Annotated in this window: 23 protein-coding genes; 6 read left to right on the top strand and 17 right to left on the bottom strand. The window is 59.4% G+C overall.

All coding sequences use genetic code 11. From position 1 onward, the window contains the following. Window positions 1-127: 127 nt before the first annotated feature. The gene (locus MHZ89_RS13580) at window positions 128-661 is read left to right on the top strand and encodes a sterol desaturase family protein (RefSeq protein ID WP_311783416.1); all 534 of its coding nucleotides are present in this window, start codon (window positions 128-130) and stop codon (window positions 659-661) included. Here MHZ89_RS13580 and crtB read toward each other — a convergent pair. The 7 genes from crtB to MHZ89_RS13545 form a co-directional block, all read right to left on the bottom strand. Beyond that, window positions 600-1,529, bottom strand: coding sequence for a 15-cis-phytoene synthase CrtB (crtB, locus tag MHZ89_RS13575; protein ID WP_311783415.1), 930 nt, complete (start codon window positions 1,527-1,529; stop codon window positions 600-602). The two genes, MHZ89_RS13580 and crtB, sit on opposite strands and share 62 nt — an antisense overlap. Continuing rightward, complete coding sequence (locus MHZ89_RS13570) at window positions 1,522-3,003, bottom strand: phytoene desaturase (RefSeq protein ID WP_311783414.1); 1,482 nt, start codon at window positions 3,001-3,003, stop codon at window positions 1,522-1,524. The genes crtB and MHZ89_RS13570 overlap by 8 nt, the downstream gene beginning before the upstream one ends. Next, window positions 3,000-4,163, bottom strand: coding sequence for a lycopene beta-cyclase CrtY (crtY, locus tag MHZ89_RS13565; RefSeq protein ID WP_311783413.1), 1,164 nt, complete (start codon window positions 4,161-4,163; stop codon window positions 3,000-3,002). The genes MHZ89_RS13570 and crtY overlap by 4 nt, the downstream gene beginning before the upstream one ends. Continuing rightward, the gene (locus tag MHZ89_RS13560; protein ID WP_311783412.1) at window positions 4,147-5,436 is read right to left on the bottom strand and encodes a glycosyltransferase; all 1,290 of its coding nucleotides are present in this window, start codon (window positions 5,434-5,436) and stop codon (window positions 4,147-4,149) included. The genes crtY and MHZ89_RS13560 overlap by 17 nt, the downstream gene beginning before the upstream one ends. Beyond that, window positions 5,433-6,467, bottom strand: coding sequence for a type 2 isopentenyl-diphosphate Delta-isomerase (gene fni / locus MHZ89_RS13555; protein ID WP_311783411.1), 1,035 nt, complete (start codon window positions 6,465-6,467; stop codon window positions 5,433-5,435). Before fni ends, MHZ89_RS13560 begins: the two co-directional genes overlap by 4 nt. Window positions 6,468-6,501: 34 nt before the next feature. Beyond that, window positions 6,502-7,359 carry a polyprenyl synthetase family protein gene (locus MHZ89_RS13550; RefSeq protein ID WP_409373288.1) on the bottom strand — a complete coding sequence of 286 codons (858 nt, stop codon included), beginning with the start codon at window positions 7,357-7,359 and terminating at the stop codon, window positions 6,502-6,504. A gap of 280 nt (window positions 7,360-7,639) precedes the next feature. Further along, on the bottom strand, window positions 7,640-8,224 hold the full coding sequence (locus tag MHZ89_RS13545) for a YtfJ family protein (protein WP_311783409.1): 585 nt from the start codon (window positions 8,222-8,224) through the stop codon (window positions 7,640-7,642). A gap of 184 nt (window positions 8,225-8,408) precedes the next feature. Here MHZ89_RS13545 and MHZ89_RS13540 point away from each other — a divergent pair, with 184 nt between their 5' ends. Further along, window positions 8,409-8,621, top strand: coding sequence for a hypothetical protein (locus tag MHZ89_RS13540; protein ID WP_311783408.1), 213 nt, complete (start codon window positions 8,409-8,411; stop codon window positions 8,619-8,621). Between the two features lie 132 nt (window positions 8,622-8,753). Here the strand turns inward: MHZ89_RS13540 and MHZ89_RS13535 are convergent, their stop codons facing one another. The 5 genes from MHZ89_RS13535 to MHZ89_RS13515 form a co-directional block, all read right to left on the bottom strand. Next, window positions 8,754-9,458 (bottom strand): pirin family protein, encoded by a 705-nt coding sequence (locus MHZ89_RS13535; RefSeq protein WP_311783407.1) that lies wholly within the window; start codon window positions 9,456-9,458, stop codon window positions 8,754-8,756. Window positions 9,459-9,590: 132 nt separating this feature from the next. Further along, window positions 9,591-11,318: a DUF2534 family protein gene (locus tag MHZ89_RS13530; RefSeq protein ID WP_311783406.1), complete on the bottom strand. Its 1,728-nt coding sequence runs from the start codon at window positions 11,316-11,318 to the stop codon at window positions 9,591-9,593. A 75-nt stretch (window positions 11,319-11,393) separates the two neighbouring features. Continuing rightward, the gene (locus MHZ89_RS13525) at window positions 11,394-11,816 is read right to left on the bottom strand and encodes a DUF2946 domain-containing protein (protein ID WP_311783405.1); all 423 of its coding nucleotides are present in this window, start codon (window positions 11,814-11,816) and stop codon (window positions 11,394-11,396) included. Window positions 11,817-11,936: 120 nt separating this feature from the next. After that, on the bottom strand, window positions 11,937-12,857 hold the full coding sequence (gene glsB, locus MHZ89_RS13520; protein ID WP_120455996.1) for a glutaminase B: 921 nt from the start codon (window positions 12,855-12,857) through the stop codon (window positions 11,937-11,939). Between the two features lie 165 nt (window positions 12,858-13,022). Continuing rightward, window positions 13,023-14,225, bottom strand: a complete 1,203-nt coding sequence (locus tag MHZ89_RS13515; protein WP_311783404.1) for an MFS transporter — start codon at window positions 14,223-14,225, stop codon at window positions 13,023-13,025. Between the two features lie 455 nt (window positions 14,226-14,680). On the opposite strand from MHZ89_RS13515, the gene MHZ89_RS13510 reads away from it, so the two are divergent. The 3 genes from MHZ89_RS13510 to MHZ89_RS13500 are packed head-to-tail and all read left to right on the top strand — an operon-like array spanning window position 14,681 to window position 16,692. Continuing rightward, window positions 14,681-15,157 (top strand): ferritin-like domain-containing protein, encoded by a 477-nt coding sequence (locus MHZ89_RS13510; RefSeq protein WP_120456000.1) that lies wholly within the window; start codon window positions 14,681-14,683, stop codon window positions 15,155-15,157. A 59-nt stretch (window positions 15,158-15,216) separates the two neighbouring features. After that, window positions 15,217-15,723, top strand: coding sequence for a DUF892 family protein (locus MHZ89_RS13505; RefSeq protein ID WP_311783403.1), 507 nt, complete (start codon window positions 15,217-15,219; stop codon window positions 15,721-15,723). 60 nt (window positions 15,724-15,783) lie between these two features. Continuing rightward, window positions 15,784-16,692 (top strand): manganese catalase family protein, encoded by a 909-nt coding sequence (locus MHZ89_RS13500; RefSeq protein WP_311783402.1) that lies wholly within the window; start codon window positions 15,784-15,786, stop codon window positions 16,690-16,692. Between the two features lie 93 nt (window positions 16,693-16,785). Here the strand turns inward: MHZ89_RS13500 and MHZ89_RS13495 are convergent, their stop codons facing one another. From MHZ89_RS13495 to fucO, 4 genes are all read right to left on the bottom strand, one after another. Next, window positions 16,786-16,959: a hypothetical protein gene (locus tag MHZ89_RS13495; protein ID WP_311783401.1), complete on the bottom strand. Its 174-nt coding sequence runs from the start codon at window positions 16,957-16,959 to the stop codon at window positions 16,786-16,788. A 138-nt stretch (window positions 16,960-17,097) separates the two neighbouring features. Continuing rightward, the gene (locus MHZ89_RS13490; protein WP_120456006.1) at window positions 17,098-17,271 is read right to left on the bottom strand and encodes a GhoT/OrtT family toxin; all 174 of its coding nucleotides are present in this window, start codon (window positions 17,269-17,271) and stop codon (window positions 17,098-17,100) included. Between the two features lie 217 nt (window positions 17,272-17,488). Further along, complete coding sequence (locus MHZ89_RS13485; protein ID WP_311783400.1) at window positions 17,489-18,001, bottom strand: 5' nucleotidase, NT5C type; 513 nt, start codon at window positions 17,999-18,001, stop codon at window positions 17,489-17,491. A 199-nt stretch (window positions 18,002-18,200) separates the two neighbouring features. Next, entirely contained in the window at window positions 18,201-19,349 is a 1,149-nt protein-coding gene (fucO, locus tag MHZ89_RS13480; RefSeq protein ID WP_311783399.1) for a lactaldehyde reductase, read from the bottom strand. Window positions 19,350-19,594: 245 nt separating this feature from the next. On the opposite strand from fucO, the gene MHZ89_RS13475 reads away from it, so the two are divergent. Then, window positions 19,595-20,629: an NADP-dependent oxidoreductase gene (locus MHZ89_RS13475; protein ID WP_240629465.1), complete on the top strand. Its 1,035-nt coding sequence runs from the start codon at window positions 19,595-19,597 to the stop codon at window positions 20,627-20,629. Window positions 20,630-20,664: 35 nt separating this feature from the next. Here the strand turns inward: MHZ89_RS13475 and MHZ89_RS13470 are convergent, their stop codons facing one another. Beyond that, window positions 20,665-21,732 carry an SDR family oxidoreductase gene (locus tag MHZ89_RS13470; RefSeq protein WP_311783398.1) on the bottom strand — a complete coding sequence of 356 codons (1,068 nt, stop codon included), beginning with the start codon at window positions 21,730-21,732 and terminating at the stop codon, window positions 20,665-20,667. Window positions 21,733-21,737 lie beyond the last annotated feature (5 nt).

The following is a 21,737-nucleotide window of genomic DNA, read 5'->3' as shown; positions in this document are numbered from 1 at the left end:
GGATAATGCGGTTAAACCCTGCGGCGAATTACAGGCCATAGCCTAGACTTAAGGTTCGCCTGCGGGATGCCGCAGCTGATGAGGGCCAGCTGGCGCTGGCTTGCAGGATGCACTGACGGGAGAGATTATGCTGTGGTTGTGGAATACTTTGATCGTGTTGCTGACCGTCGTCGCGATGGAAATTACTGCCGCGCTGTCGCACAAATATATTATGCATGGATGGGGATGGGGCTGGCATCGGTCGCATCATGAGCCGCATTCCGGCTGGTTTGAAATCAACGATCTTTACGCGGTGGTATTCGCCTTACTGGCGATTGCGTTGATCTACCTGGGCAGCCGCGGCGTCTGGCCGTTACAGTGGATAGGGGCAGGCATGACGCTCTATGGGCTGCTCTATTTTATCGTGCATGACGGCCTGGTCCATCAGCGCTGGCCCTTTAAGTACATTCCGCGCCGCGGCTACTTTAAACGGCTCTATATGGCGCATCGTATGCATCATGCGGTGCGCGGTCGGGAAGACTGCGTTTCATTCGGCTTCCTCTATGCGCCGCCGCTGTCAAAATTACAGGCGACGCTGCGTCAGCGACACGGGCGTCAGGCTAACGCGGACGCTGCCAAAGCTCAGCCGGACGCGGCGGCGAAACGGCCGCCCGAGATTTGACCGCCTGCGCCGCGCCAGCCGCCAGCAGCAGGAGCTTCTCCTGTTTGCTGGTGGACTGGCGGCAATCCCAGGCGGTTTCCCCCGCGCGATACACCTTTACCCCGATGCGCCGATAGACCTCTTTCGCCGTAGCAATCGCCCAGGCGGAGCGCAGCGGCAATCCGGCGAGTCCGGCCGAGGCGGAAGCGTAGTAAGGCTCCGCCTCGCTCACCAGACGGCGCGCCAGCCTCGCCAGCGCTGGGCGATGATGGCGATCGGCGAAGTGAAGCCGATCCAGTCCGGCCTCCTCCAGCCAGCTTTCCGGCAGGTAACAGCGCCCGACCCGGGCATCTTCGACAATATCGCGCGCAATGTTGGTCAGCTGAAAGGCGATGCCGAGATCGCAGGCGCGATCCAGTACGGCCGCGTCGCGTACGCCCATAATCTGCGCCATCATCAGTCCTACCACCCCTGCGACGTGGTAGCAGTAGCGCAGCGTATCCTGAAAGGTTTCATAACGCGCGCCACGCACGTCCATGGCGAACCCCTCCAGATGATCGAAGGCGTAAGCCGGAGAGATATCATGGGCGAGCGCCACCTCCTGAAAGGCGGCGAAAGCCGGTTCATGCATTTGCGCGCCCGCATAAGCCTGGCGGGTTTTAAGTTCCAGATGAGCCAGCCGCTGCTGCGGCGTTTGCGTCGAGGGGAGGTCGCCAGGAAAGCCCAGCTGCTGATCGTCAATCACGTCGTCGCAGTGGCGGCACCAGGCGTAGAGCATCAGCACGCTGCGGCGCGTTTTCGCATCAAACAGCTTAGACGCGGTGGCGAAACTCTTTGAGCCTACTTCCATCGTCTCTACCGCATGGTGCAACAGCGTCGGATTATTCATGCAGATCCTCCAGCATCAGGCTTGCGGTCGCTTTGGCTGAGCCGATCACGCCAGGAATGCCTGCTCCCGGATGCGTGCCCGCGCCAACCAGATAGAGATTGCGAATGTGGCTGTCGCGGTTATGCGGCCGGAACCAGGCGCTCTGCCGCAAAATCGGTTCAACGGAAAAGGCGGAGCCCTGATAGGCATTAAGCTCGTCGCGAAAATCGAACGGCGTAAACATGCGGTGCGTTACCAGCTGGCTGCGCAAGCCGGGCATATAGTGCTCTTCCAGATAGGCGAAAATGCGATCGCGCAGGCGCGGCCCCTCTACGCTCCAGTCAAGGTCGGCGGTGCCAAGATGAGGAACCGGTGCCAGTACGTAATAGCTACCGCAGCCTGGCGGCGCAAGCGAAGGGTCAGTGACGCAGGGCGCATGCAGATAGAGGGAAAAATCCTCCGCCAGTCCGTCGTGGTTAAAGATTTCATCAATCAGCTCGCGGTAGCGCGGGCCGAAGCAGACAGTGTGGTGCGCCAACTGATCGTGATGATGATTCAGGCCGAAATAGAGCACGAACAGCGAGTTGCTCATGCGCTTGCCTTTCAGTTTTCTGCCCTGAGCCGCAGCGGCGGGGTGCTGGCCAAGCAGGTCGCTGTAGGTATGCACCACATCGGCATTGGAGGCGACCGCGCGTGTCTCAAACACCCGGCCATCTTGCAGATGCACAGCGGAAATCGCGGCATCCTTCGCTTCGATATGGCTGACGCGCGCATTCAACTCCAGCGTGCCGCCTAAATCCTGAAACAGTCGCAGCATGCCCTGTACCAGCGCGCCGGTGCCGCCGCGCGGAAACCAGACGCCCCATTCCCGCTCCAGCGCATGGATCAGGGTATAGATGGAGGAGGTAGCGAAAGGGTTGCCGCCAACCAGCAGAGAGTGAAAAGAGAAAGCCTGGCGCAGCTTATCATCCTCAATAAAGCTCGCCACCTTGCTGTAGACGCTGCGCCACGCCTGTAGACGCGCCAGCTGAGGGGCGGCACGCAGCATATCGCGAAACGACAGAAAGGGAACGGTGCCGAGCTTAAGATAGCCTTCGGCGAACACCGCGCGCGAGTAGTCGAGAAAGCGCTGATAGCCTGCTACGTCGCGCGGATTGAATTTATGGATCTCCGCCTCCAGCCGCGCCTGATCGTTGTCATAGCTAAACACCTCGCCCGACTCCCAACAGAGCCGGTAGAAAGGCGTGACCGGCAGCAGCTCAACGTAGTCGCGCATCGATTTGCCCGCCAGCGTGAACAGCTCCTCGATGGCGCTGGGGTCGGTAATAACCGTTGGGCCAGCATCAAAGGTAAAGCCCTGATCCTGATAAACGTAAGCGCGGCCGCCCGGCTTGTCGCGCTGCTCCAGCAGTCGCGTTGGAATGCCTGCCGCCTGCAGGCGAATCGCCAGCGCCAGTCCGCCAAATCCTGCGCCAATTACCGTGGTCTGCTTCATCGTAATGTTCTTCGTCCAGAAGGTTGAGTGAGAATAGCCTGTATCGCCGCCAGCACCGGCACCGGCGGCTTGCCGCTAAGAATGCGCGCCCGGTCGGCCAGGGTAAGCCGCCCGGCGTAAAATCGGGCGATCAGTCCCTCCGACAGACCGTAAAAACGCTGCATAACGCGCCAGCGTTGATCCGCATCGGCGGCCAGAAACAGCATGCGGTTAAGCATGCGAAAGAAGCCCTGTTCCCGCCACGCCGCCTGGGCGAAGCGGTGAATACGCGGGGCAAGCGCGTCAGGGGAAAAATCCTGTTCCGTCGCCAGCGCGTCCGCCAGCGACGCCGCCAGCGGTAACGAATAGCCGGTAGTGGGATGGAAAAGCCCGGCGCGCAGGCCAACGCAGGGCTGACGATGATGCCAGAAACGTTCGAAGTCGCCCGCCAGCGTAATCGGCAGCGCGCCGCGTTCTTCGCGTACTAGCGTCGCCAGCTGCCAGCCCTGACGTGCGGCGTAATCGCAGATATTCTGACGCGCCTGCGCCGCCGCCAGCGAGGCGTCATCGATGTAGTGCGTATCTTCGATCAGCAGCCGCGTCGGCGAGAGCGGAAGCGTATAGACGAAACGATAGCCGCCCTGCTGGTCGACGGTAGCGTCCATCAGAATCGGCCCTTCAAGCTGATGAGGCTGGCTAAGCGTCCACTCCTGCCCAACAAAGGCCTGAAAGCCGATTTGCAGAGCGGCGTCAGGCTGATAGCCGCGACCGTCAATCACGGCGCGGGCGCGCAGCACTTCGCCGCTGGCGAGCTGAACATGGTCAGGCCCGCAGCAGGCGACGGTCTGGTTAAGCCGCAGCGCGTCGCCGAGCGCTGCGCGCAGCACCTCGTCAAAGCGCGATGAGGTTACGCAAAAATAGCCGCTGTCGAGCTGGCGCGTCAGCTGAGGAAAACGCACTTCGTAGTGCGGCCAGTGGTGCGCCACCAGCGGCGCGATCCACTGATGCTGCTGGTCGCTGAGATCGTCGGCGTGAAAGCACCAGGTGTGATTCCCACCCGCTCTGGCGTCGGCATCCAGTACCAGCACGCGCAGGTCTGGCTGCTGCTGCTTAAGACGCAGCGCCAGCAGACCGTTCGCCAGCCCCGCCCCCAGCAACAGCAGATCATACTGCGATGTCATAATTTTTCTCCGCGCGAACTGGCTGGCGCGTCAGCAGCGCGCGTTCGGTGATATCGGCCGCGCGCTCAACGCCGCCGAGGGCTGCCAGCTGCGGTTGCAGCAGTGACATACGCTGTTTAATCGCCCGATCCTGCAGCAAGCGACCCAGACGGCGCGCAATCTGATGGCTGGTGGCGAAGCGTGAGGCGCGAATGCCCAGCCCATGGTGCGTCAGACGCGCGGCGATGCCGGGCTGGTCAAAGGCCAGCGGGATCGCCAGCAGCGGCGTTCCCTGCGCCACCGCGTCCAGCACCGTATTCAGGCCGCCGTGAGTGATCGCTACGTCCGCCTGCGCCAGCGCGGCGCGCTGATCGACAAAAGAGGCGACCTGCGCCGCGCCAGCGCGCATTAACTTTCGCGCCTGAAAATCGCTCAGGCCGCCGCAGTGGGCAATCAACAGCTCTGCATTCAGTTCGCGGCAGGCTTTCGCCAGGGTTTTAAACAGCCCGTAGCGGCCGCCCTGCAGCGTGCCGAGAGAGGCGAAAATACGCGGCTGTTTGCCGTCGCTAAACAGCGGCATCGCGGTTGATGGCGCAGGCTCGCGCAGCGGGCCGGTGGCGTGAAAATGCGCGGGCAGCTCGCGGCGCGGAAAGTCGAGCGCGTGCGGCAGCTGGCTAATCTGCGCCAGCGGCGATAAGCACTGATGCGGCTGGCGGCCGCCAGCGAGGCCAAAGGCGCGGGCATAATGTGCCAGCACGCGATCGTGGCCGCGCATCAGCCAGTCATAGATTTTTTCGCTGGAGGCGAATCGCTCCCGCGCGGCGCTGCTGGTTCCCCAGAGAAAAGGCATCACCGGCAACGGGAAATGCGCTTCGCGGTTAACGGGCAGGGCGCAGGCGACAGACACGAAGGGCATCTGCATCGCCTCCGCCACCAGCCCGCCGGCGGGCGCCATCTGGTCGACAATCAGGCCATCTACCGCCAGCGACCGCAGCGCGTCGGGCAGTTCGCGGCACAGCATATCGGTGCTGCTGGCCATATCGCCGATCAGACGCAGAATGCCTAAACCGCCAGGGTGCGCCGCCAGCTGCAGCGTGCGGTCGAGCGTGCCGACAGGATGCGTTTCCAGCCCGACGGCATGAAAACCGACGGCCGCATCGTTCAGCAGCGCGGCGGCATCCGCCTGTTGAATAAAGGTGACGCGATGGCCCCGCGCGATCAGCGTCTGCGCCAGCGCCTGCAGCGCGCGCATATGGCTGTAAAAGGGCGGCGCGATTGCCGCGAAATGGCTCATCGCGTCTCTCCGCTGCGCTGCAGCGGCGCGAGACGCAGCTCACGCAGGTTTGCGCTGCCGGTACAGAAGCAGACGACCCGCAGCTGTTCAATCAGCGTCTGAAAATGCGCAATAACCGCGTCGGCGGAGTGCAGGGCGCTGCTGAGCACCGCCGCAGCCTGGCCGACGATATCCGCGCCCAGCCGCAGCGCTTTCGCCGCATCGATGCCGTCGCGGATGCCGCCGGAGGCGATAAGCGGCATAGCGGGCAGCCTGTCGCGCACTGCGCGCAGCGCTTCGTCGGTCGGGATGCCCCAGTCGGCGAAGGCCATCGCCACCGCGCGCTGCTGCGGATTGCTGGCGCGTTCACCCTCAACCGCCGCCCAGCTGGTGCCGCCTGCGCCCGCGATATCGATCATGCTGACGCCCGCTTCAGCGAGCCGCTGCGCAACCTGCGGCGAAATACCCGCGCCCACTTCCTTCACCACCACCGGCACAGGCAGCGACTTCACCAGCTGCGCAATCGCCTCCAGCACGCCGCGCCAGTCGCGATCGCCGCCGCGCTGCAAGGCCTCCTGCAGAGGATTCAGATGGACGATCAGCGCATCCGCTTCAATCATATTTACCGCGTTTAGCGCCAGCCTGCGGCCCTGTTCGCCCAGGATTTGCGCCGCGCCAAGGTTCGCCAGTAGCGGAATATCAGGAGCGATACGGCGCAGGTCGCGCGTCAGACCAAAGTTGTTCTCGCTTTCCAGCGCCACGCGCTGCGAGCCTACCCCAAGCGCCAGGCCAAGCGTCTGCGCCGCCTCGGCGAGATGGTGATTGATGGCGCGCGCGCGCGTTGCGCCGCCGGTCATCGAACTGATAAGAAAAGGGGCCTGCATGCTGCGGTTGAACAGCCGGGTGCGCAGATCGATCTGGTCCAGATGCAGCTCTGGCAGGGCGCAGTGGGTGAATTGCCAACGGGCGAAGCTGCCTGGCGCTGGCGTGGTGTTACGCAGAACAATATCCAGATGATCGTTTTTGCGTTTCGTCAGGTCCGTGTCCTTCATTGCTGCTCCATATACTCAGACGGGAAACGCGCGGTCAGCCGACCATAGCGAGTTTTTTTTCGAACCAGGCCTGCACAAAATGCCGGGTGGAGTAGCCGTTGCTGCAGGCGGAGGCGAGATGGCGATCGGCGCGTCGCAGATGGTCGCGCAGGCGTTTCTCCACCACTTTGCTGCCCAGCATATTGACCAGCGTTGATTTCCCTACGTCCTGATGCGCATCTTTTCCAGTGTCGCTCTGCCCGTCGCTCAGATCGTCCAGCAGCTGAAACGCCTGGCCGAGATCCCGCGCGAAGCGGTGCAGTTTTTCACGCGACTCCAGCGGCGCGCCAGCGACCACGGAGGCCATCTGCATTGCCGCGCTAAACAGCGCGCTGGTTTTAAAATGATTGGTGAGCTGAATAGCATCAGCGCTGCGCGGCTGTGCGCCTTCGGTCAGATCGCGAAACTGTCCCTGCACCAGACCCTGAATGCCAACGGAGTGGGAGAGTTCAGCCACGGCCTGCGTCTTCGCCTGGCTGCTGATGCCGTCGGCCAGCGCAATCACGCCAAAGGCGCGGCTCAGCAGGGCGACGGCCGCCAGAATAGCGACCGGTTCGCCGAACTGGCGATGAATGGTTGGACGACCGCGCCGCAGTTCGGCATCGTCCATACAGGGGATATCGTCGAGTATCAGTGAGGCGGCATGCACCATCTCAATGGCGCAGGCGAGGTCCAGCAGACCGCTGAGTTCATCGCGGTAGCCAAGGTCGTGAGCAGCCAGCATCAGCAGCACCGGCCGAATGCGTTTACCCGGCGCCAGCGCGCCTTCGCGCATGGCGAGGCCCACGCAGTCGCGTTCGCTTTCAACCGGCAGCAGCCGATCGAGACGTTGCTCGATGCTGGCCAGTAACATCAGGGGGTCGCTGGGGATGAGGGTGAGATCTCTTTCAGCAAAAATGGTCATGATGGCAGTCCTTACTTGCAGGTGAGCGTCGGCCTGTCGTGATTGCAATGAATGAACAAAGTGGCGCTTAAGGAGCCATCATTAAAAAATCAGTGCCTGTTATTTTTAGATCCGCCGCGCGCTAAGCGTGGTTGTTTTGTTTTGACGCGGCGGTGAAATAAAGCGTAGTCGAGAATTGTCAGGCTGAGGAGCAAAACGGGAATAAGTGGCAATAAAACAATAATTTTACTCACGAACTAAGTGCGGCCTCGGGCGGCGCTGGCTCATCGTTAAGCATCTGATTAAGCAAAACGACGGCCTGCTTAACCTCCTGCGGCGTCAGGGCGCCGTCTTTGGCAAAGCGAACCCTGCCTTGCCTGTCCAGCAGAACCACGGCGGAGCCGTGTGGCGTCAGTTGCCAGCTGTTCTGCGCCACACCGCTGCTGTCGATAACAAAATCCTGCCAGGGCGCGTCGTGCTTACTCGACCTGATGCTGCGCTCGACGAAAATGGCGCTGCCTGGAATAGCGTCGTCGGTATTAACGATGGTGGTGGTCTGAAAGCGGCTGCGCGGAAAGTTCGCCTGCTGGATAGCAGCGATCAGCGGCGCATTTTGCTCTTTGGCCGAAAGCCGTCCGGCGACGTGAATGACCATGCGCACTTTGCCAGTCAGCGACTGGCTGCTCCAGCGCTGATAGCCCAGCATCTCATGCTGCATTACCAGTTCGCCTTCGTTAGCGATAAAAACCGGGGGAAGAGGTTTTCCCGTTTCAAAGGTATGCGCGCCAGCAAGGCCGGGCAACAGTAAAGGGATAAGCAGCAGGAAGGGTTTCACGTATCCTCGCACGCAGAAGAGAAGAGCCTCAAGCCTGGGTGAAAAAGCGCCGCTTCGCCAGTTAAGGAAATATGAATTTTTACGCCTGGGTCAAAAATTAATCACTTTTTCACTGCGCCAGATCAAACAACTCGCCCTGAAAGGAATCGAAGATGCAGATATACATTCGCAAAAGGAGACGGATATGAAAAGTGAGTTAATGACGCTTTCAGAATTTGCACGTTACCTTGGCGTATCACCGCTGAGGCTGGTTCGTGCCTACTGTAATCGGGGATCGCTGGAGGGTGTGCCGCTGCCGGAACCCGTGAAAAACGTGGCGTTCAGGGAGCGCTGCTGGTCGCGTGAAGAGGTGCGCCAGTTCAGGCACCGGCTACAGCGCATTCAGCACCATACGTAATAAAAAACGTCTGGTGCTGAGGTTGATCGCCGCCGTTACACGAGCAGCGTAGCTGGTTGCCAAAAGGCTTACGGCCTTTCGGCACCTTTGGCTATGCTGCTCCCCGTCTTAACAAAGCGCCACCGGCTGTAATCAACTGCCGCTGATGGTGCCGCTCATCACCCCGGTCGCTTGCGCATCCACCAGGAAACAGATCAGCGTGGCGTCGCGCTCGGCGGTCACGGCGGGCAGCGCTTCAGTATCGCCAGCCACATCCCCTTTATGCAGACGCTGACCATCCAGATTCACCACGCCGTCCAGCACCGCCAGCCAGGGCGCGAAGCCTGGAATAGCGGGCACATCAAGGGATTTACCCCGTTCCAGACGAATATCGTAAATATGAATCGCCTGGCGCAGCGTCAGCGGCGCGGCACTGCCTTCCGGGCCTGCCAGCCATGTCCAGGCATTGTGGGCGATGCCCTCAGCGCGTTCCAGCAGCTGAGTTTTCGCTGCGCCGCCGGCGCGGGCCGGACGGATAAATGCCTGCAACACTTCCGCTTCAATCAGCGGCGCAGACTCCTCGTGTCGCAGACCTTCGCCCGCATTCACCACCATGACGCGTTTCGCCGACAGCGGCGTACGTTCACCGCTGGGATCGGTATGCTGCACCGATCCGCGCCAGACGTAGCTCAGGATGTCGTCATTAACGTGCTCATGCATCGGGATGCGTGCGCCGAGCTTTAGCGTCGTCATATCGACAATCGCCAGCGGCCCGAAGCGTTCACCCGGACGCAGACGGCGAATGGTAAAGGGACCATATTCAAACAGCTGGCCGCGATGGGCACGTACGACGTTCATCATCTTCTCCCGTTATAAGGTCACAGAGGGATAATAAACCTGCTGGAAAAGATGAGAAGGGGGGAGATTTGCCGAGAGAGTTCAACTTTTTTGAACAAGCTGCCCGCCCTTGTGGACGAGCAGCATGAGGCTTTATTTGCCCTGTTCGTCGCTTTCGCCGAGGAAGAAATACCACAGCGGAATCGACATCAGACCGGTAAAGACCGAGGTATAGAGGAGTACCATCAGCGCCTGAGTAACGTACATCATCAGCGACCAGTCGCTAAAGGCGATATGGTACTGATCGATCACCCCGCTGATAATGGCTTTACCCATCACTGTGCCGACAACCAGCCACAAAATCACCACGCTGCGCAGGAAATAACGCATCTCTTTCTGTTTGGCGGCGAAGCGACCGCGCACGATACCCAGCGGCGACTGCTGATCCAGCGGCGTTTCCGGCTGCGGCAAAGCGGCGCGCTGCGCGCGTCGCCAGCGCAGCAGATCGAGCGCGATAAAGATCAGCAGGCTGGCGCCCATCACCGGCAGCGCCCAGCCCAGCGCCAGAGCCAGGATCAGCGATGCGCCCTGCGCATAGCGCGGCAACGCCTGCCAGGCGGTGAGAAGCGTCTGCGCCGGATTCTGCGCAGGCAGCGCCGGACGGCGGATCCACCACATGCGATAGCCCAGCGCGATCATGGCGCACAGCCCAAAACCGAACAAGGCCAGCAGCAGCTGATTCGGTAGGCCGAACAGCACGCCCATATGCGCATCGACGCCCCAGCGCGTCAGCTTCGCCACCAGCGGAAAATGGGCGAACTCAACGCGATCGACGATAGCGAAACTGGCGGGGTCGACGGAAACGGCATCAACCTGACTCGGCCAGCTGCGATCGATCTCGCTGACCGTCCAGGCCTGGCCGCTCTCTTTCGGCTGGCGCAGTTCGACTCTGGCGGCATGAATACCATTGCGGCGCGCGGCGTTAAGCACGCTGTCCCAGTCGGCGTCCGGGGCGTTCGCCGCTTTGGCCGGCATGGCGGGCATTGCCATATTGCTCATATCCATACCGTCCATTTGCGGCATCGCGCGATGGTCGGCATGCGGATCGGCGGTCGCAGCAGGCGCGCTATCGTCCAGCGCGGTGCGTACCTGCGGCGTCAGCCAGCCGAAATCGCTGCGCATTTTATCAATATTGCCGCCCGCCCACTGCGACCAGGTGAGGCCGGTGACGGAGAAGAACACCAGACCCAGCGCCAGCACGAGGCCGAGCGTGATATGCCAGTGGCGAGCAAAGGCAAAGCTGGAGGAGCGCTTTTTCGCCTGCCGGCGCGGTCGCGTCCCGAGCCACAGCACCAGACCGCCCAGCGCGGCGACCCAGAGCCAGGACGCGGCCAGCTCGCTGTAGAGACGGCCGAAGTCGCCCAGCAGCAGACCGCGATGCAGCTGATCCAGCCACATCCGCAGCGGCAGCACGCCGCTGGTGCCATAAACCGTCATATCGCCCTTAACCTGTAAGGTATAGGGATCGATAAACACCGAGCGCGACTCTGACGGGCCGAGATCGCTCTGGCTGAACTGCACGCGCGTGGTGTCCTGCGCGCCAGGGGCCGGACGCACCGCATAAATACGCGCCCCTTCGCCAGTATGACGACGCGCCGCCGTAATCTGCGCCGAAAGCGGCTTCGCCACGCCCTGCGCCTCGGTGGTCAGCGCGGAAGAGTAAAGGACATTCTCAATCTGCGGCGTCAGCACGTACAGGGTGCCGGTTAGCGCCGCGATAAAGATAAAGGGGGCGATAAACAGCCCGATGTAAAAGTGCAGGCGGCGCAGCAAATTAAACAGCGAGCCGTGTGGCCGTACCGTTTCCCGAATTGATGACATAGCTCATCCATTTTTATTCAGTTAAAGATGAACCCGTTTCCGCCGCATCACACAGCAGAAAAGCAGGCTTTCTGATTAAAAAAAAGCGCAGCGGGAAGGCGGAGCGCGAGGCCGGTAAACGCGGCGCTCACGTCGGCGCGGTGGGGGATCTGCGCGCCGCGTCGGCGGCGGCGCGCGCGAGATCAGCATCATCAGCCAGAGCAGGGGAACCGCAGCCCAGATCATCAGCGGCACATGCACCAGCAGATCGCAGTAGCCGCAGGCGAAACCCTCGTCGGTGGACATCATATGTCCTGAGGGCATCATCATGTCGCCGTCCATATGATGCATCATGGGCATGGCATCGTCGCCAGACGACATCACTATCTGGGCGGGCATCGCGCTGTTGTGGCGCGCCATCAGATCCTTAGACACCACAGGCGCGACGAACAGCAGCAGCACCGCCAGGATAGCCAGGCAGGCGCTGAGTCGCTGTTGCAACGGGGTGAAAAAGGTCATGAAAACATCACTGGCTGGTAAACGTCAGGCGCTATTTTACCGCGTTACGGCCCTGAACGGGGCTAAATCTGTAAAAAATCTTACGTCTGGCGTTTATACCTGTAACATCCGCTGGGTGCGTCAGAAAACCGAGCTGCCGAGACGCTCGCTGAGCAGTTCCAGCGCGGCCGTTCCCGTCAGGGAGTTGCCGATGGCATCCAGCCCTGGCGACCAGACCGCAATGCTCATTTTGTGAGGAATAATCGCGATAATGCCGCCGCCGACGCCCGATTTGGCTGGCATACCGACGCGCCAGGCGAATTCGCCCGCGCCGTCATACATACCGCTGGTGATCATCAGCGCGTTAATCTGTCTCGCCTGCCGCGGGGTAATAAACGGCGAGCCATCCGCTGCTTTACCCTGATTCGCCAGATAAACAAAGCTGCGTGCCAGCTCGACGCAGCTCATAGAGAGCGAGCAGTAGTGGAAATAGGTCTGCATCACCTCGCTGACATCGTTATGAAAGTTGCCGAACGACTTCATCAGCCAGGAGATAGCGGCGTTGCGCGCCGAGTGTTCATACTCGGAGCGGGCCACCTGTCGGTCATAGTTAATATCGGGCTGACCGCTCAGCCGACGCACAATCTCCAGCATTCGCTGGCGCGGCGCGGTCAGGCGCGTTTCCAGCATATCGCACACCACCAGCGCGCCCGCATTGATAAAAGGATTACGCGGCTTGCCCTGCTCCAGCTCCAGCTGCACCAGCGAGTTAAACGGCTGGCCGGAAGGCTCCTTGCCGACGCGCTGCCAGATTTCGTCGTCGCTATAGCGCGTCAGCGCGACGCTTAGCGACAACACTTTAGAGATGGACTGGATAGAGAAGCGGGTCTGCGCATCGCCCGCCTGCCAGGTCTGACCGTCGGGGGTGGCGATGGCGATCCCCAGCGCGTGCGCAGGCACTTCGGCCAGCGCAGGGATATAGCTGGCGACCTTGCCGCGCGCGGTAAGCGGACGAACCTGCTCCAGAATCTCTTCCAGTAGCGCATTGCTGAGTTCAGGCACGAGTGAATCTCCTTTTCTGAGGCGTCTGGCGCCGGATAATGAACGTGTGCCGACGCCGAATCAATGCAGCGGATGCAAATTTTGTGAATTCTTCCACGCAACCCTGCCGCCGCTACGTTAACTCAGCTGCTCAACGCCTGTTTACAAGCCATTGCGCGCAGCAACTCACCTCATTTGCCTGGCGCTGCCAGCCAGCGGCGCGAGCAGCATTTGCATAAAACTCAGGGCCGCCAGCAGCGAGAGCGGCAGCGTCCAGTCGCCGCTCTGCTCATGCACAATGCCAAAGAACAGCGGGCCGAGCGCCGCCAGCGCATAGCCTACGCACTGCGCCATACCAGAAAGCTGCGACGCCTGGCGATGATCGCGCGCGCGCAGGTTAAACAGCGACAGGCAGAGCACCAGCGAGGCGCCAGCGCCCAGACCGGCGATAATCAGCCACAGCGCGGCTAAACGCGGCAGCAGCAGCAGCCCCAGCACGCCGCAAAAAATGGCGGCGGAGGCGACGAACGCGGTAAGACGCGCATCGCGCAGTCGCTTCAGCGCCACCATACAGCCGAGGTTGGCAAGGATCGCAATCGCCTGATAGAGAAACAGCAGCCAGCCAGCTTCCCCCTGGCTGTAACCCTTCGCCTGTGCGTAGGGGGTAAACCAGTCGATCAGGGTATAAAACGCCAGCGACTGAAGCGCCATAAACAGCGATACCTGCCAGCCGATGGCTGAGCGCCAGGGCGTAGCGCCAACAGCGGAGAGGGCGGGCGTCGCGCCTGACCGACGCGCCGCGCGCGGCGTCAGCAGCGGCAGCCAGGCGAACAGCGCCACCAGGCCAGGCACCGCCCAGACGCCGAGCGAAAGCCGCCAGCCCGCTTCGGACGTCGCGAGCGGTACGGCAACGCCCGACGCCAGGCTGGCGGTCAGCGACATGGTGGCGGCATAAAGCCCGATATATTTCGCGGTATGGTGGGTAAAGTCGCGTTTGATCAGCGGCGGCAACAGCACGTTAGCGGCAGCGATGCCGGCGCTGAGCATAAAGGTGCCGCCCCAGAGCGCGGCCTCATCAGGAAGCCAGCGCACTAGCGAACCCAGCGTAACCAGCAGCAGCGCCGCCCACAGGCTACGCTCCAGGCCGTAGCGATTGCCCAGCGCGGCGGCAACCGGGGCCAGCGCGGCGAACATCATTAAAGGAATAAAATTGAAAAAACCTGCCGCCGCGGCGCTCAGGCCAAAGGCGGTGCGAATGTTTTCCAGCACCGGGCCGACGGCGGTAATCGGCGCGCGCAGGTTTGCCGCGGTCAGTAGTATAACCAGCAGGAAAAAGCCAGGTTGGGTAAAACGCGAAGCGCATACAGCAGAGATTTGTCGCAGGGTCATAAGATCCGCATCACAAAAGGCGGCCAGGCCGCTGTGGTGCGTTGGTTGACGTTAACGCTTACGCACCGGCCAGAGGGGGCCGATGTCTGCGCGCTACTCTAATCACTGATGTTGCGCCTGTAAAGCCGCTCTCGCGTGGCTATTTAACCCTGACTGCCGCTGTATAGCGCAACGGCGGCAGGCGCGTCAGATAATTTGCTTACCACGCACGCCGCGCGTCGTAATAAGCGAGCCGATAATCCATTCGTGTTTTTTATAACCTTTAGGCTGCCCGAACGCTATTTAGCAGAGGCGGCCGTTTCGCCAAAATTAAGAATATTCCTTATTAATCAAACCATTTTTGCTCCGCGCTTCGTTTTTATTAAATTTGCGCAATTGTACTTAGCAACTATTATTAATTTCTGTAGCGTCCTGGCCAGGAAAACAAACATCTGATTTGACAAGAGGAACCTGTAATGGCGATTAAAACACTGGTAGATCTTTTTATTCACGATCTTTCCGATGTCTATAGTGCAGAAAAACAGATCACTCGTGCCCTGCCAAAAATGGCGCGCGCTGCATCAGACGAATCATTGAAAGCGGCGTTTGAAGCGCACCTGGAAGAGACGCGCGGACAAATTGAGCGCCTGGACCAAATTGTTGAAAAAACTGAAGAACTGCGCATCCGCCGTATGAAATGCCATGCGCTGGAAGGCCTTGTAGAAGAGGCTCAGGAGATCATCGATTCCGTTGAAGCTGGCCCGGTTCGCGATGCCGGCCTGATTGGTGCCGCGCAGAAAGTCGAGCACTACGAAATTGCTACCTACGGCACCCTGGCCGCAATGGCGAAAAGACTGGGCTTTGACGAAGCGGCTAAATTACTGGCCGAAACGCTGCAAGAAGAAAAAGCCACGGATGAAAAACTGAATATGATCGCTGAGAAAACCAGCTAATTATTTGATCCGATGACATCCGTCTTTTGCAGCATTCTCATTTTTCAAAGAGGTGAATCATGACACACGAAGAGAATTATCTGGCCTGGCTGAAAGATGCTCACGCTATGGAAAAGCAAGCTGAAAGCATGCTGGAAAAAATGGCGTCTCGTCTTGAACACTATCCCGATTTAAAAGCGCGTATTCAGCAGCATATTGAAGAAACGCGCCAGCAGCAGACCTTATTACAGTCTGTTATTGACCGTAATGATACTTCGCACTCCGCTTTTAAAGACGCCATGGGCAAACTTTCTGCAATGGGTCAGGCGATGGGCGGCATGCTGGCCGACGACGAAGTCGTGAAAGGCGCTATCAGCGGTTATGTCTTCGAGCAGTTTGAAATTGCAAACTACACCTCGCTGATCGCAGCGGCGCAGCTGGTAGGCGACCACGAAGGCGCTCGTATTTTTGAACAGATCCGTGAACAAGAAATTGCAATGGCGGAATGGTGCCTGACGCATCTGCCAGACGTGACGCAGCAGTTTATGACGCGTGACGCGGCTGAAGGCGTTGAAGCAAAAAAATAACGCTAAAGCCTGGCCCTCTCCAGCCAGAGAGGGCTAAATCCAACTGGAAAGGAATGAGCAATGTTCAGACACGTAAAGAAACTGCAATATACAGTCCGTGTTGAAAAGCCCAATCCCGGACTCGCCAATTTGCTGCTGGAGCAGTTTGGCGGACCGCAGGGCGAACTCGCTGCGGCATGTCGCTACTTTACTCAGGGTCTTGGCGATGACGATCCAGGCCGTAAAGATATGCTGATGGATATCGCAACGGAAGAGTTAAGCCACCTGGAGATCATTGGATCGCTGGTGGGTATGCTGAACAAAGGCGCGAAAGGTCAGCTGGCTGAAGGCACAGAGGAAGAGGGCGAAATTTATCGCAACATCACCGGTGCCGGCAACGACAGCCATTTGACCTCGCTGCTTTACGGCGGTGGGCCGCCGCTGACCAACTCTGGCGGTGTGCCGTGGACTGCGGCCTATATCGATACCATCGGCGAGGTGACCGCTGACCTGCGTTCGAACATTGCCGCTGAAGCGCGCGCAAAAATCCTTTACGAGCGTCTTATCAACATGACGGATGACGTTGGCGTAAAAGATGCGCTGGGCTTTTTGATGACGCGTGAAGTCGCGCACCAGATCTCGTTTGAAAAAGCGCTCTACTCAATTCGCAACAATTTCCCGCCGGGTAAATTGCCGCCAATCGAACAGTATTCCAACGTCTACTACAACATGTCGGCGGGTGAAGGCGATATTCGCGGTAGCTGGAATTCTGACGAAAACTTTGAGTATGTAGCCGATCCGGCACCGGCGGTTGACGGCGGCGATGGTGAGGCAACAGTCGCCACTTTGCCAGCCGATCAGAAGACCGATCTGCTGAATATGGCTAGCCGCACCGCCTCCGATCGCAGCCTGAACCCGACTACGGGTGCTGAACTGGGTTCGACGCTGGGCGAAGCTAACCAGCTCAACGCAGATAAACCGCGTTCATAATCCCCTCGCGTCAGTCAAGCCATTGACTGACGCGATTTCCCTCTCTTTATTGACTCTTCCAGACGGGCGTTACGCCGCCTCCACTATTTTGTTTCAATGAAATTCCGGCTCAGGAAAATGACCACAGTCGTTCTGGCTAATAGTTGTGCCAGGCTGGCAGGTTTGCTGTCGCGTTTCTGCGGAGGGTACCGGTTTTTCCGGTGCCATGGGGCCTGACTGACAGGCGCTAAGCAGGGTGACAAACAGGGCTAAAGCAACAAAACGCATATCCGCTCCTTGTGATGGCATGAAGTAAGCAAACAAACGTCGGTGGTCAGCTACGGGACCAGAGGCGTACAGATAAGTGTAGCTGGCGGCAGGAAAAGGTCTATAAATCAGCATGAAGCCGCACAGCGGCTTGCAGGATCAAAACAGGGCGAACATCAGCGCGACGGGAAAGCTCATCGGCCAGGTCGCGCCGACCAGAAAAGCGCTCAGCGCCCGAATCGACAGCTTATCCTTTGCGATAAAAAAGGTGATTAGCGTAGCAATCGTTGCCATAACCGCATAGAACACCAGCATATGTTGATAGAGGCTCATAAATACTCCGCATCGTTATAGTGGTTTTGCTGCGCACTATGCGGAAAATAGTGATCGAGATCAAGCAAAAAGCCGTGACTTTTTAAAGAAATTGATGGGGTTGCTGACAGCGGCTAAGCGCGAGCGATTTCAGGCTGAAATTTGGCAGGAAAAACGCGCCGGTTCCTTCAGGCGCGGGGGTTATACGCGCGAACGCGCGTGGCGAATTTAGCTTAAATCAGAGAAAGCGTTGCTCAATATCACGCCAGCTATCGACGCGCGCGTAGCCAGTCTCCTGCTGGTTTTGCGCAGTGGTGAACAGCACGCCTTCGCCCGTGAACTGCGCGAAGTGTTGCGGGTCAGCATCAATCAAATAATCCGCATTCAGAATGCCTTTGCTGCTGCAACAAACGATATTCATCGGGTTAATAAAGGGAAAGTTCGCTTTAAGCCACTCCAGCTTTGCGGCCAGCGAGCGCGGAAACTCCATCGCCGCGGTGGTGATAAAAATTTCATACTCCTGCGACAGGCGTTCGATTACCCGCTGCGCGTCAGGCAGGGCGGGCAGTCCGGCGTAAAAACTCTCTTCGCCGATCAGTTCTTCAATCTCCTGAAACAGCGCAGGGCGCGACTGTTGTGGTTTTGCTGCGTCCAGTGAGTCTACCTGAGCCTCTTGTGAAGCGGCGTCAGGCGTAAATTTGTGGTTCAAGTCGATAATGACTTCATCCATCTCGATGGCGATACGTTTCATGGTTTCCTCTGGTCAATCGTCAAGCCAAGGCGGCTAGAATAACAGCAGCGCGGCTCCGCTTGTAGTCTCAGCAGAAATGCGGCTCAGGCAGGTGGTTTAATCATCAATTGAAGCCTGGTAAATCGCCAATTACTGTGAGATGGGCCAGAAGCAGCAAAAAGAACGGGAAAAATGCCGCCCGGACAGGCGGCATTGCGGCTTAACTTTGCAGATAAAGGGCTTTGATCTCCTCCAGGGTCGCTTCACGCGGGTTGCCACCGGTACAGACATCCTCCAGCGCCGCCTGCGCCAGCGCCGGTACGTCCTCCGGCTTGAGGCCGACGTCGCGCAGCGAAGCTGGAATGCCTACGTCGCGGCAGAGCTGCCTCACCGCCGCGACCGCCGCCTCACGCGCCTGCGCCAGCGACAGCTTCTCTACCTCTGGTACGCCCATTGCGCGCGCGATATGACGATATTTTTCCCCGGTATAGTCTGCGTTCCACGCCATTACCTGAGGCAGCAGGATGGCGTTAGCGACGCCGTGTGGCACGTTATAAAACGCGCCTAGCGGGTGTGCCATGCCGTGTACCAGCCCCAGCCCGACATTGGAAAAGCCCATGCCTGCCACGTACTGACCCAGCGCCATCTGCTCTACCGCTGCTATATTGCCTTTCACAGAGTCGCGCAGCGACTGGCTGATAATTTCAATGGCGTTGAGATGCAGCATATCGGTTAGCTTCCATGCGCCGCGCGTAATATAGCCTCCAATGGCGTGCGTTAGCGCATCAATGCCGGTTGCCGCTTTGAGCGCGGGCGGCATGCTGGCCATCATTTCCGCGTCGATGATCGCCACCACGGGAATATCGTGCGGATCGATGCAGACAAATTTACGGCGCTTTTCTTCATCAGTAATGACGTAGTTAATGGTGACTTCCGCTGCGGTGCCGGCGGTGGTTGGAATAGCGATCAGCGGAACGCTGGGATTACGCGTCGGCGCGAAACCTTCCAGGCTGCGCACATCCGCGAACTCAGGGTTATTGATGATAATACCGATTGCTTTGCTGGTATCCTGCGGTGAGCCGCCGCCAATGGCGATGAGATAGTCCGCCTCGGCGCGTTTAAACACCTCAACGCCGCGCTGCACGACGGCGATGGTGGGGTTAGGCACCACCTCGTCATAGAGCGCCCAGTGAAGCTGGTGCGCATCCATCAGATCGGTTACGCGCTTCACGGCGCCAGCGGCGACCAGCGCCTTATCGGTCACGATCAGCGCCTTCGTCAGGCCGCGTCGTTTGACCTCCTCCGGCAGATGACGGATCGCGCCCGCGCCAAAAAAGGCAGTCTCATTCAGAATCATACGTTGTGTCATAGTCACATCCTTGATTAGCAAAATTCCCATTACCTTCCCGCTTAATCGCGCCTTAATTCTGCGATGAAGGTCACATTTCTTCTGAGGCGTAATTGACAAAAATCAATAAATTAGCGATTGGCAGCCAGCGTCAGAGAGGCGGTCGTGCTTCTACGATGCGGTGCAAAGCCATTCCTGCCAGGCAACTTTCTCATCCTCTGTTAGCCTCAATGGGAGCATTAAGGATTTAACCAACGGAGGAAATGATGGCGAAACCGCAAAATCACGGCTGGAGACTGGCCTCGCGCCCACACGGTAAACCTGTTCTGGAGAACTTCGAGTTCGGCGAATTACCTTTGCCGTCGCTGGAGGAGGGCGATCTGCTGCTGCGTACCATCTATCTGTCGCTCGATCCCTATATGCGCGGCCGGATGAGCGATGCGAAGTCCTATGCCGAACCGGTGAAGCTGGGCGATGTAATGGTCGGCGGTACGGTCAGCCGCGTAGTAGAGTCGCGCCATGCAGATTTCCAGCCCGGCGACTGGGTGCTTTCCAGCGGTGGCTGGCAGGCCTATTCCGTCTCGCCTGCCTCAGCGGTAAGAAAGCTGGGCAACGATCTGGCGAATCCTTCCTGGGCGCTTGGCGTGCTGGGCATGCCAGGTTTTACCGCCTATATGGGCCTGCTGGACATTGGCGAACCGCAGCCGGGCGAAACCCTGGTGGTGGCCGCAGCGACCGGGCCGGTAGGCGCTACGGTAGGGCAGATCGGCAAGAAAAAAGGATGTCGCGTGGTGGGCATCGCCGGCGGCGAAGAGAAGTGCCGACATGCAGTCGAGGTGCTGGGCTTCGATCTCTGCCTGGATCACCATCAGGCGGATCTGGCAGCGCAGCTGGAGCAGGCCTGCCCGGACGGCATTGACATCTATTATGAAAACGTCGGCGGCAAAGTGTTCGATGCGGTGTTGCCGCTGCTCAACACCAAAGCGCGTATCCCGGTTTGCGGTCTGGTGTCGGGCTACAGCGCGACCGATCTGCCTGACGGCCCGGATCGCCTGTCGCTGCTGATGGGCGATATCCTGAAAAAACGTCTGCGCGTGCAGGGCTTTATCATTTTCGATGATTACGGCCATCGCTATGGCGAGTTCCTGGAGGCGATGGAGCCCTGGGTAGAGCAGGGAGAGATTCGCTATCGCGAACATATTATCGACGGGTTGCAGAACGCGCCGGAAGCCTTCTTTGACATGCTTGAGGGAAAAAACTTCGGCAAAACCGTGGTGCGCGTGGCGCAGGACGACGAGTAACAGGATCAGGTCCCGCCCGCAGGCGGGACCGCAGTTTAGGCCGGGATCAGCTTCTCCTGCTTCAGGCGGTCAAACAGCGCGAAAAGGTCGTCGCGCGTGCAGTGATAGCCGGTAAAGCCCGCTTTGCGGCTCTTGCTCATATCCGTAAATACTTCCATCGGACGCCCCAGGTCGGCGTCGGTGTGCCACCAGGAGACCAGACGGTTAATATCCGCCTCGCGCAGCTGATAGTGCTGCGCTAACGCTTTCCACTGTGCTTCCGCATCCACCATGCGCTGTTCCAGCGGCTGGGTTTCTTCCGGCAGCGGCTGTGCGTCAATACCGAAGTAATCAGCGATCTCGCCCCACATCCATTTCCAGCGGAACACGTCACCGTTCACGGTGTTGAAGTCTTCATTCTGCGCGCCCGGCGCGCTGGTGGCCCATTCCAGCTGCTCCGCCACCAGCGTCGCGCTGCTCATATCGGTCACGCCGTGCCACTGCGCCGCCGAGCCGGGGAAGATAAACGGCAGGTTATGGAATTTGCACAGCGAGGCGTAAACCGCCAGCGTCTGCCCCATATTCATCGCGTTGCCCAGCGCATAGCCGATAACGGTATGGGGGCGATGCACGCTCCAGCGATAGCCGTATTTTTCCGCGCCGGCGAACAGCGCATCTTCCTGGGCGTAATAGAAGTTATCGACCGGCTGACGACCCTGCTCTTCGCGAAACGGCGTCATCGGCACCGCACCTTTGCCATAGGCGTCGAAGGGGCCAAGATAGTGCTTGAGGCCCGTGACCAGCGCGACATGGCTGCCGTTAAGCCGATCTCCCAGCGCATCCGTCACGTTGCGCACCATCGCGCCGTTAACGCGGATATTCTCTTTTTCCGTTTCCTGACGCGCCCAGACGCTGAAGAAAAGAGCATCTGGCCGCAAATCTTTCAGCGCTTCCTTTACCGATTCCGGCGCGGTCAAATCGGCGGTGAGGGCGTGGCAGCCTTGCGGCACCGGCGTGCGTCCTCGCGACAGGCCATAAACTTCCCAGCCGTTCGCCAGCAGGCGCTCTGCCGTCGCGCTGCCGATCACGCCGCTAATCCCGGCAATAAGAGTTTTCTTCGACATGCTTT

It is taken from the genome of Pantoea sp. ACRSB (assembly GCF_022346905.1).
In the GTDB taxonomy this organism is placed as follows: domain Bacteria; phylum Pseudomonadota; class Gammaproteobacteria; order Enterobacterales; family Enterobacteriaceae; genus Pantoea; species Pantoea piersonii.
This window is presented reverse-complemented; position numbering and strand designations above follow the sequence as displayed.

Excerpts from the sequence above, each read along its gene's own strand:
- MHZ89_RS13560 (WP_311783412.1), bottom strand. The coding sequence starts at position 5,436 with ATGAGCCATTTCGCGGCAATCGCGCCGCCCTTTTACAGCCATATGCGC.
- MHZ89_RS13580 (WP_311783416.1), top strand. The coding sequence starts at position 128 with ATGCTGTGGTTGTGGAATACTTTGATCGTGTTGCTGACCGTCGTCGCG.
- MHZ89_RS13490 (WP_120456006.1), bottom strand. The coding sequence starts at position 17,271 with ATGAGCCTCTATCAACATATGCTGGTGTTCTATGCGGTTATGGCAACG.
- crtY (WP_311783413.1), bottom strand. The coding sequence starts at position 4,163 with ATGACATCGCAGTATGATCTGCTGTTGCTGGGGGCGGGGCTGGCGAAC.
- MHZ89_RS13530 (WP_311783406.1), bottom strand. The coding sequence starts at position 11,318 with ATGTCATCAATTCGGGAAACGGTACGGCCACACGGCTCGCTGTTTAAT.
- MHZ89_RS13470 (WP_311783398.1), bottom strand. The coding sequence starts at position 21,732 with ATGTCGAAGAAAACTCTTATTGCCGGGATTAGCGGCGTGATCGGCAGC.
- fucO (WP_311783399.1), bottom strand. The coding sequence starts at position 19,349 with ATGACACAACGTATGATTCTGAATGAGACTGCCTTTTTTGGCGCGGGC.
- MHZ89_RS13525 (WP_311783405.1), bottom strand. The coding sequence starts at position 11,816 with ATGACCTTTTTCACCCCGTTGCAACAGCGACTCAGCGCCTGCCTGGCT.
- MHZ89_RS13495 (WP_311783401.1), bottom strand. The coding sequence starts at position 16,959 with ATGCGTTTTGTTGCTTTAGCCCTGTTTGTCACCCTGCTTAGCGCCTGT.
- MHZ89_RS13540 (WP_311783408.1), top strand. The coding sequence starts at position 8,409 with ATGAAAAGTGAGTTAATGACGCTTTCAGAATTTGCACGTTACCTTGGC.
- fni (WP_311783411.1), bottom strand. The coding sequence starts at position 6,467 with ATGAAGGACACGGACCTGACGAAACGCAAAAACGATCATCTGGATATT.
- MHZ89_RS13570 (WP_311783414.1), bottom strand. The coding sequence starts at position 3,003 with ATGAAGCAGACCACGGTAATTGGCGCAGGATTTGGCGGACTGGCGCTG.
- crtB (WP_311783415.1), bottom strand. The coding sequence starts at position 1,529 with ATGAATAATCCGACGCTGTTGCACCATGCGGTAGAGACGATGGAAGTA.
- MHZ89_RS13515 (WP_311783404.1), bottom strand. The coding sequence starts at position 14,225 with ATGACCCTGCGACAAATCTCTGCTGTATGCGCTTCGCGTTTTACCCAA.
- MHZ89_RS13510 (WP_120456000.1), top strand. The coding sequence starts at position 14,681 with ATGGCGATTAAAACACTGGTAGATCTTTTTATTCACGATCTTTCCGAT.
- MHZ89_RS13475 (WP_240629465.1), top strand. The coding sequence starts at position 19,595 with ATGGCGAAACCGCAAAATCACGGCTGGAGACTGGCCTCGCGCCCACAC.
- MHZ89_RS13535 (WP_311783407.1), bottom strand. The coding sequence starts at position 9,458 with ATGAACGTCGTACGTGCCCATCGCGGCCAGCTGTTTGAATATGGTCCC.
- MHZ89_RS13550 (WP_409373288.1), bottom strand. The coding sequence starts at position 7,359 with ATGTTACTGGCCAGCATCGAGCAACGTCTCGATCGGCTGCTGCCGGTT.
- MHZ89_RS13485 (WP_311783400.1), bottom strand. The coding sequence starts at position 18,001 with ATGAAACGTATCGCCATCGAGATGGATGAAGTCATTATCGACTTGAAC.
- MHZ89_RS13500 (WP_311783402.1), top strand. The coding sequence starts at position 15,784 with ATGTTCAGACACGTAAAGAAACTGCAATATACAGTCCGTGTTGAAAAG.
- MHZ89_RS13505 (WP_311783403.1), top strand. The coding sequence starts at position 15,217 with ATGACACACGAAGAGAATTATCTGGCCTGGCTGAAAGATGCTCACGCT.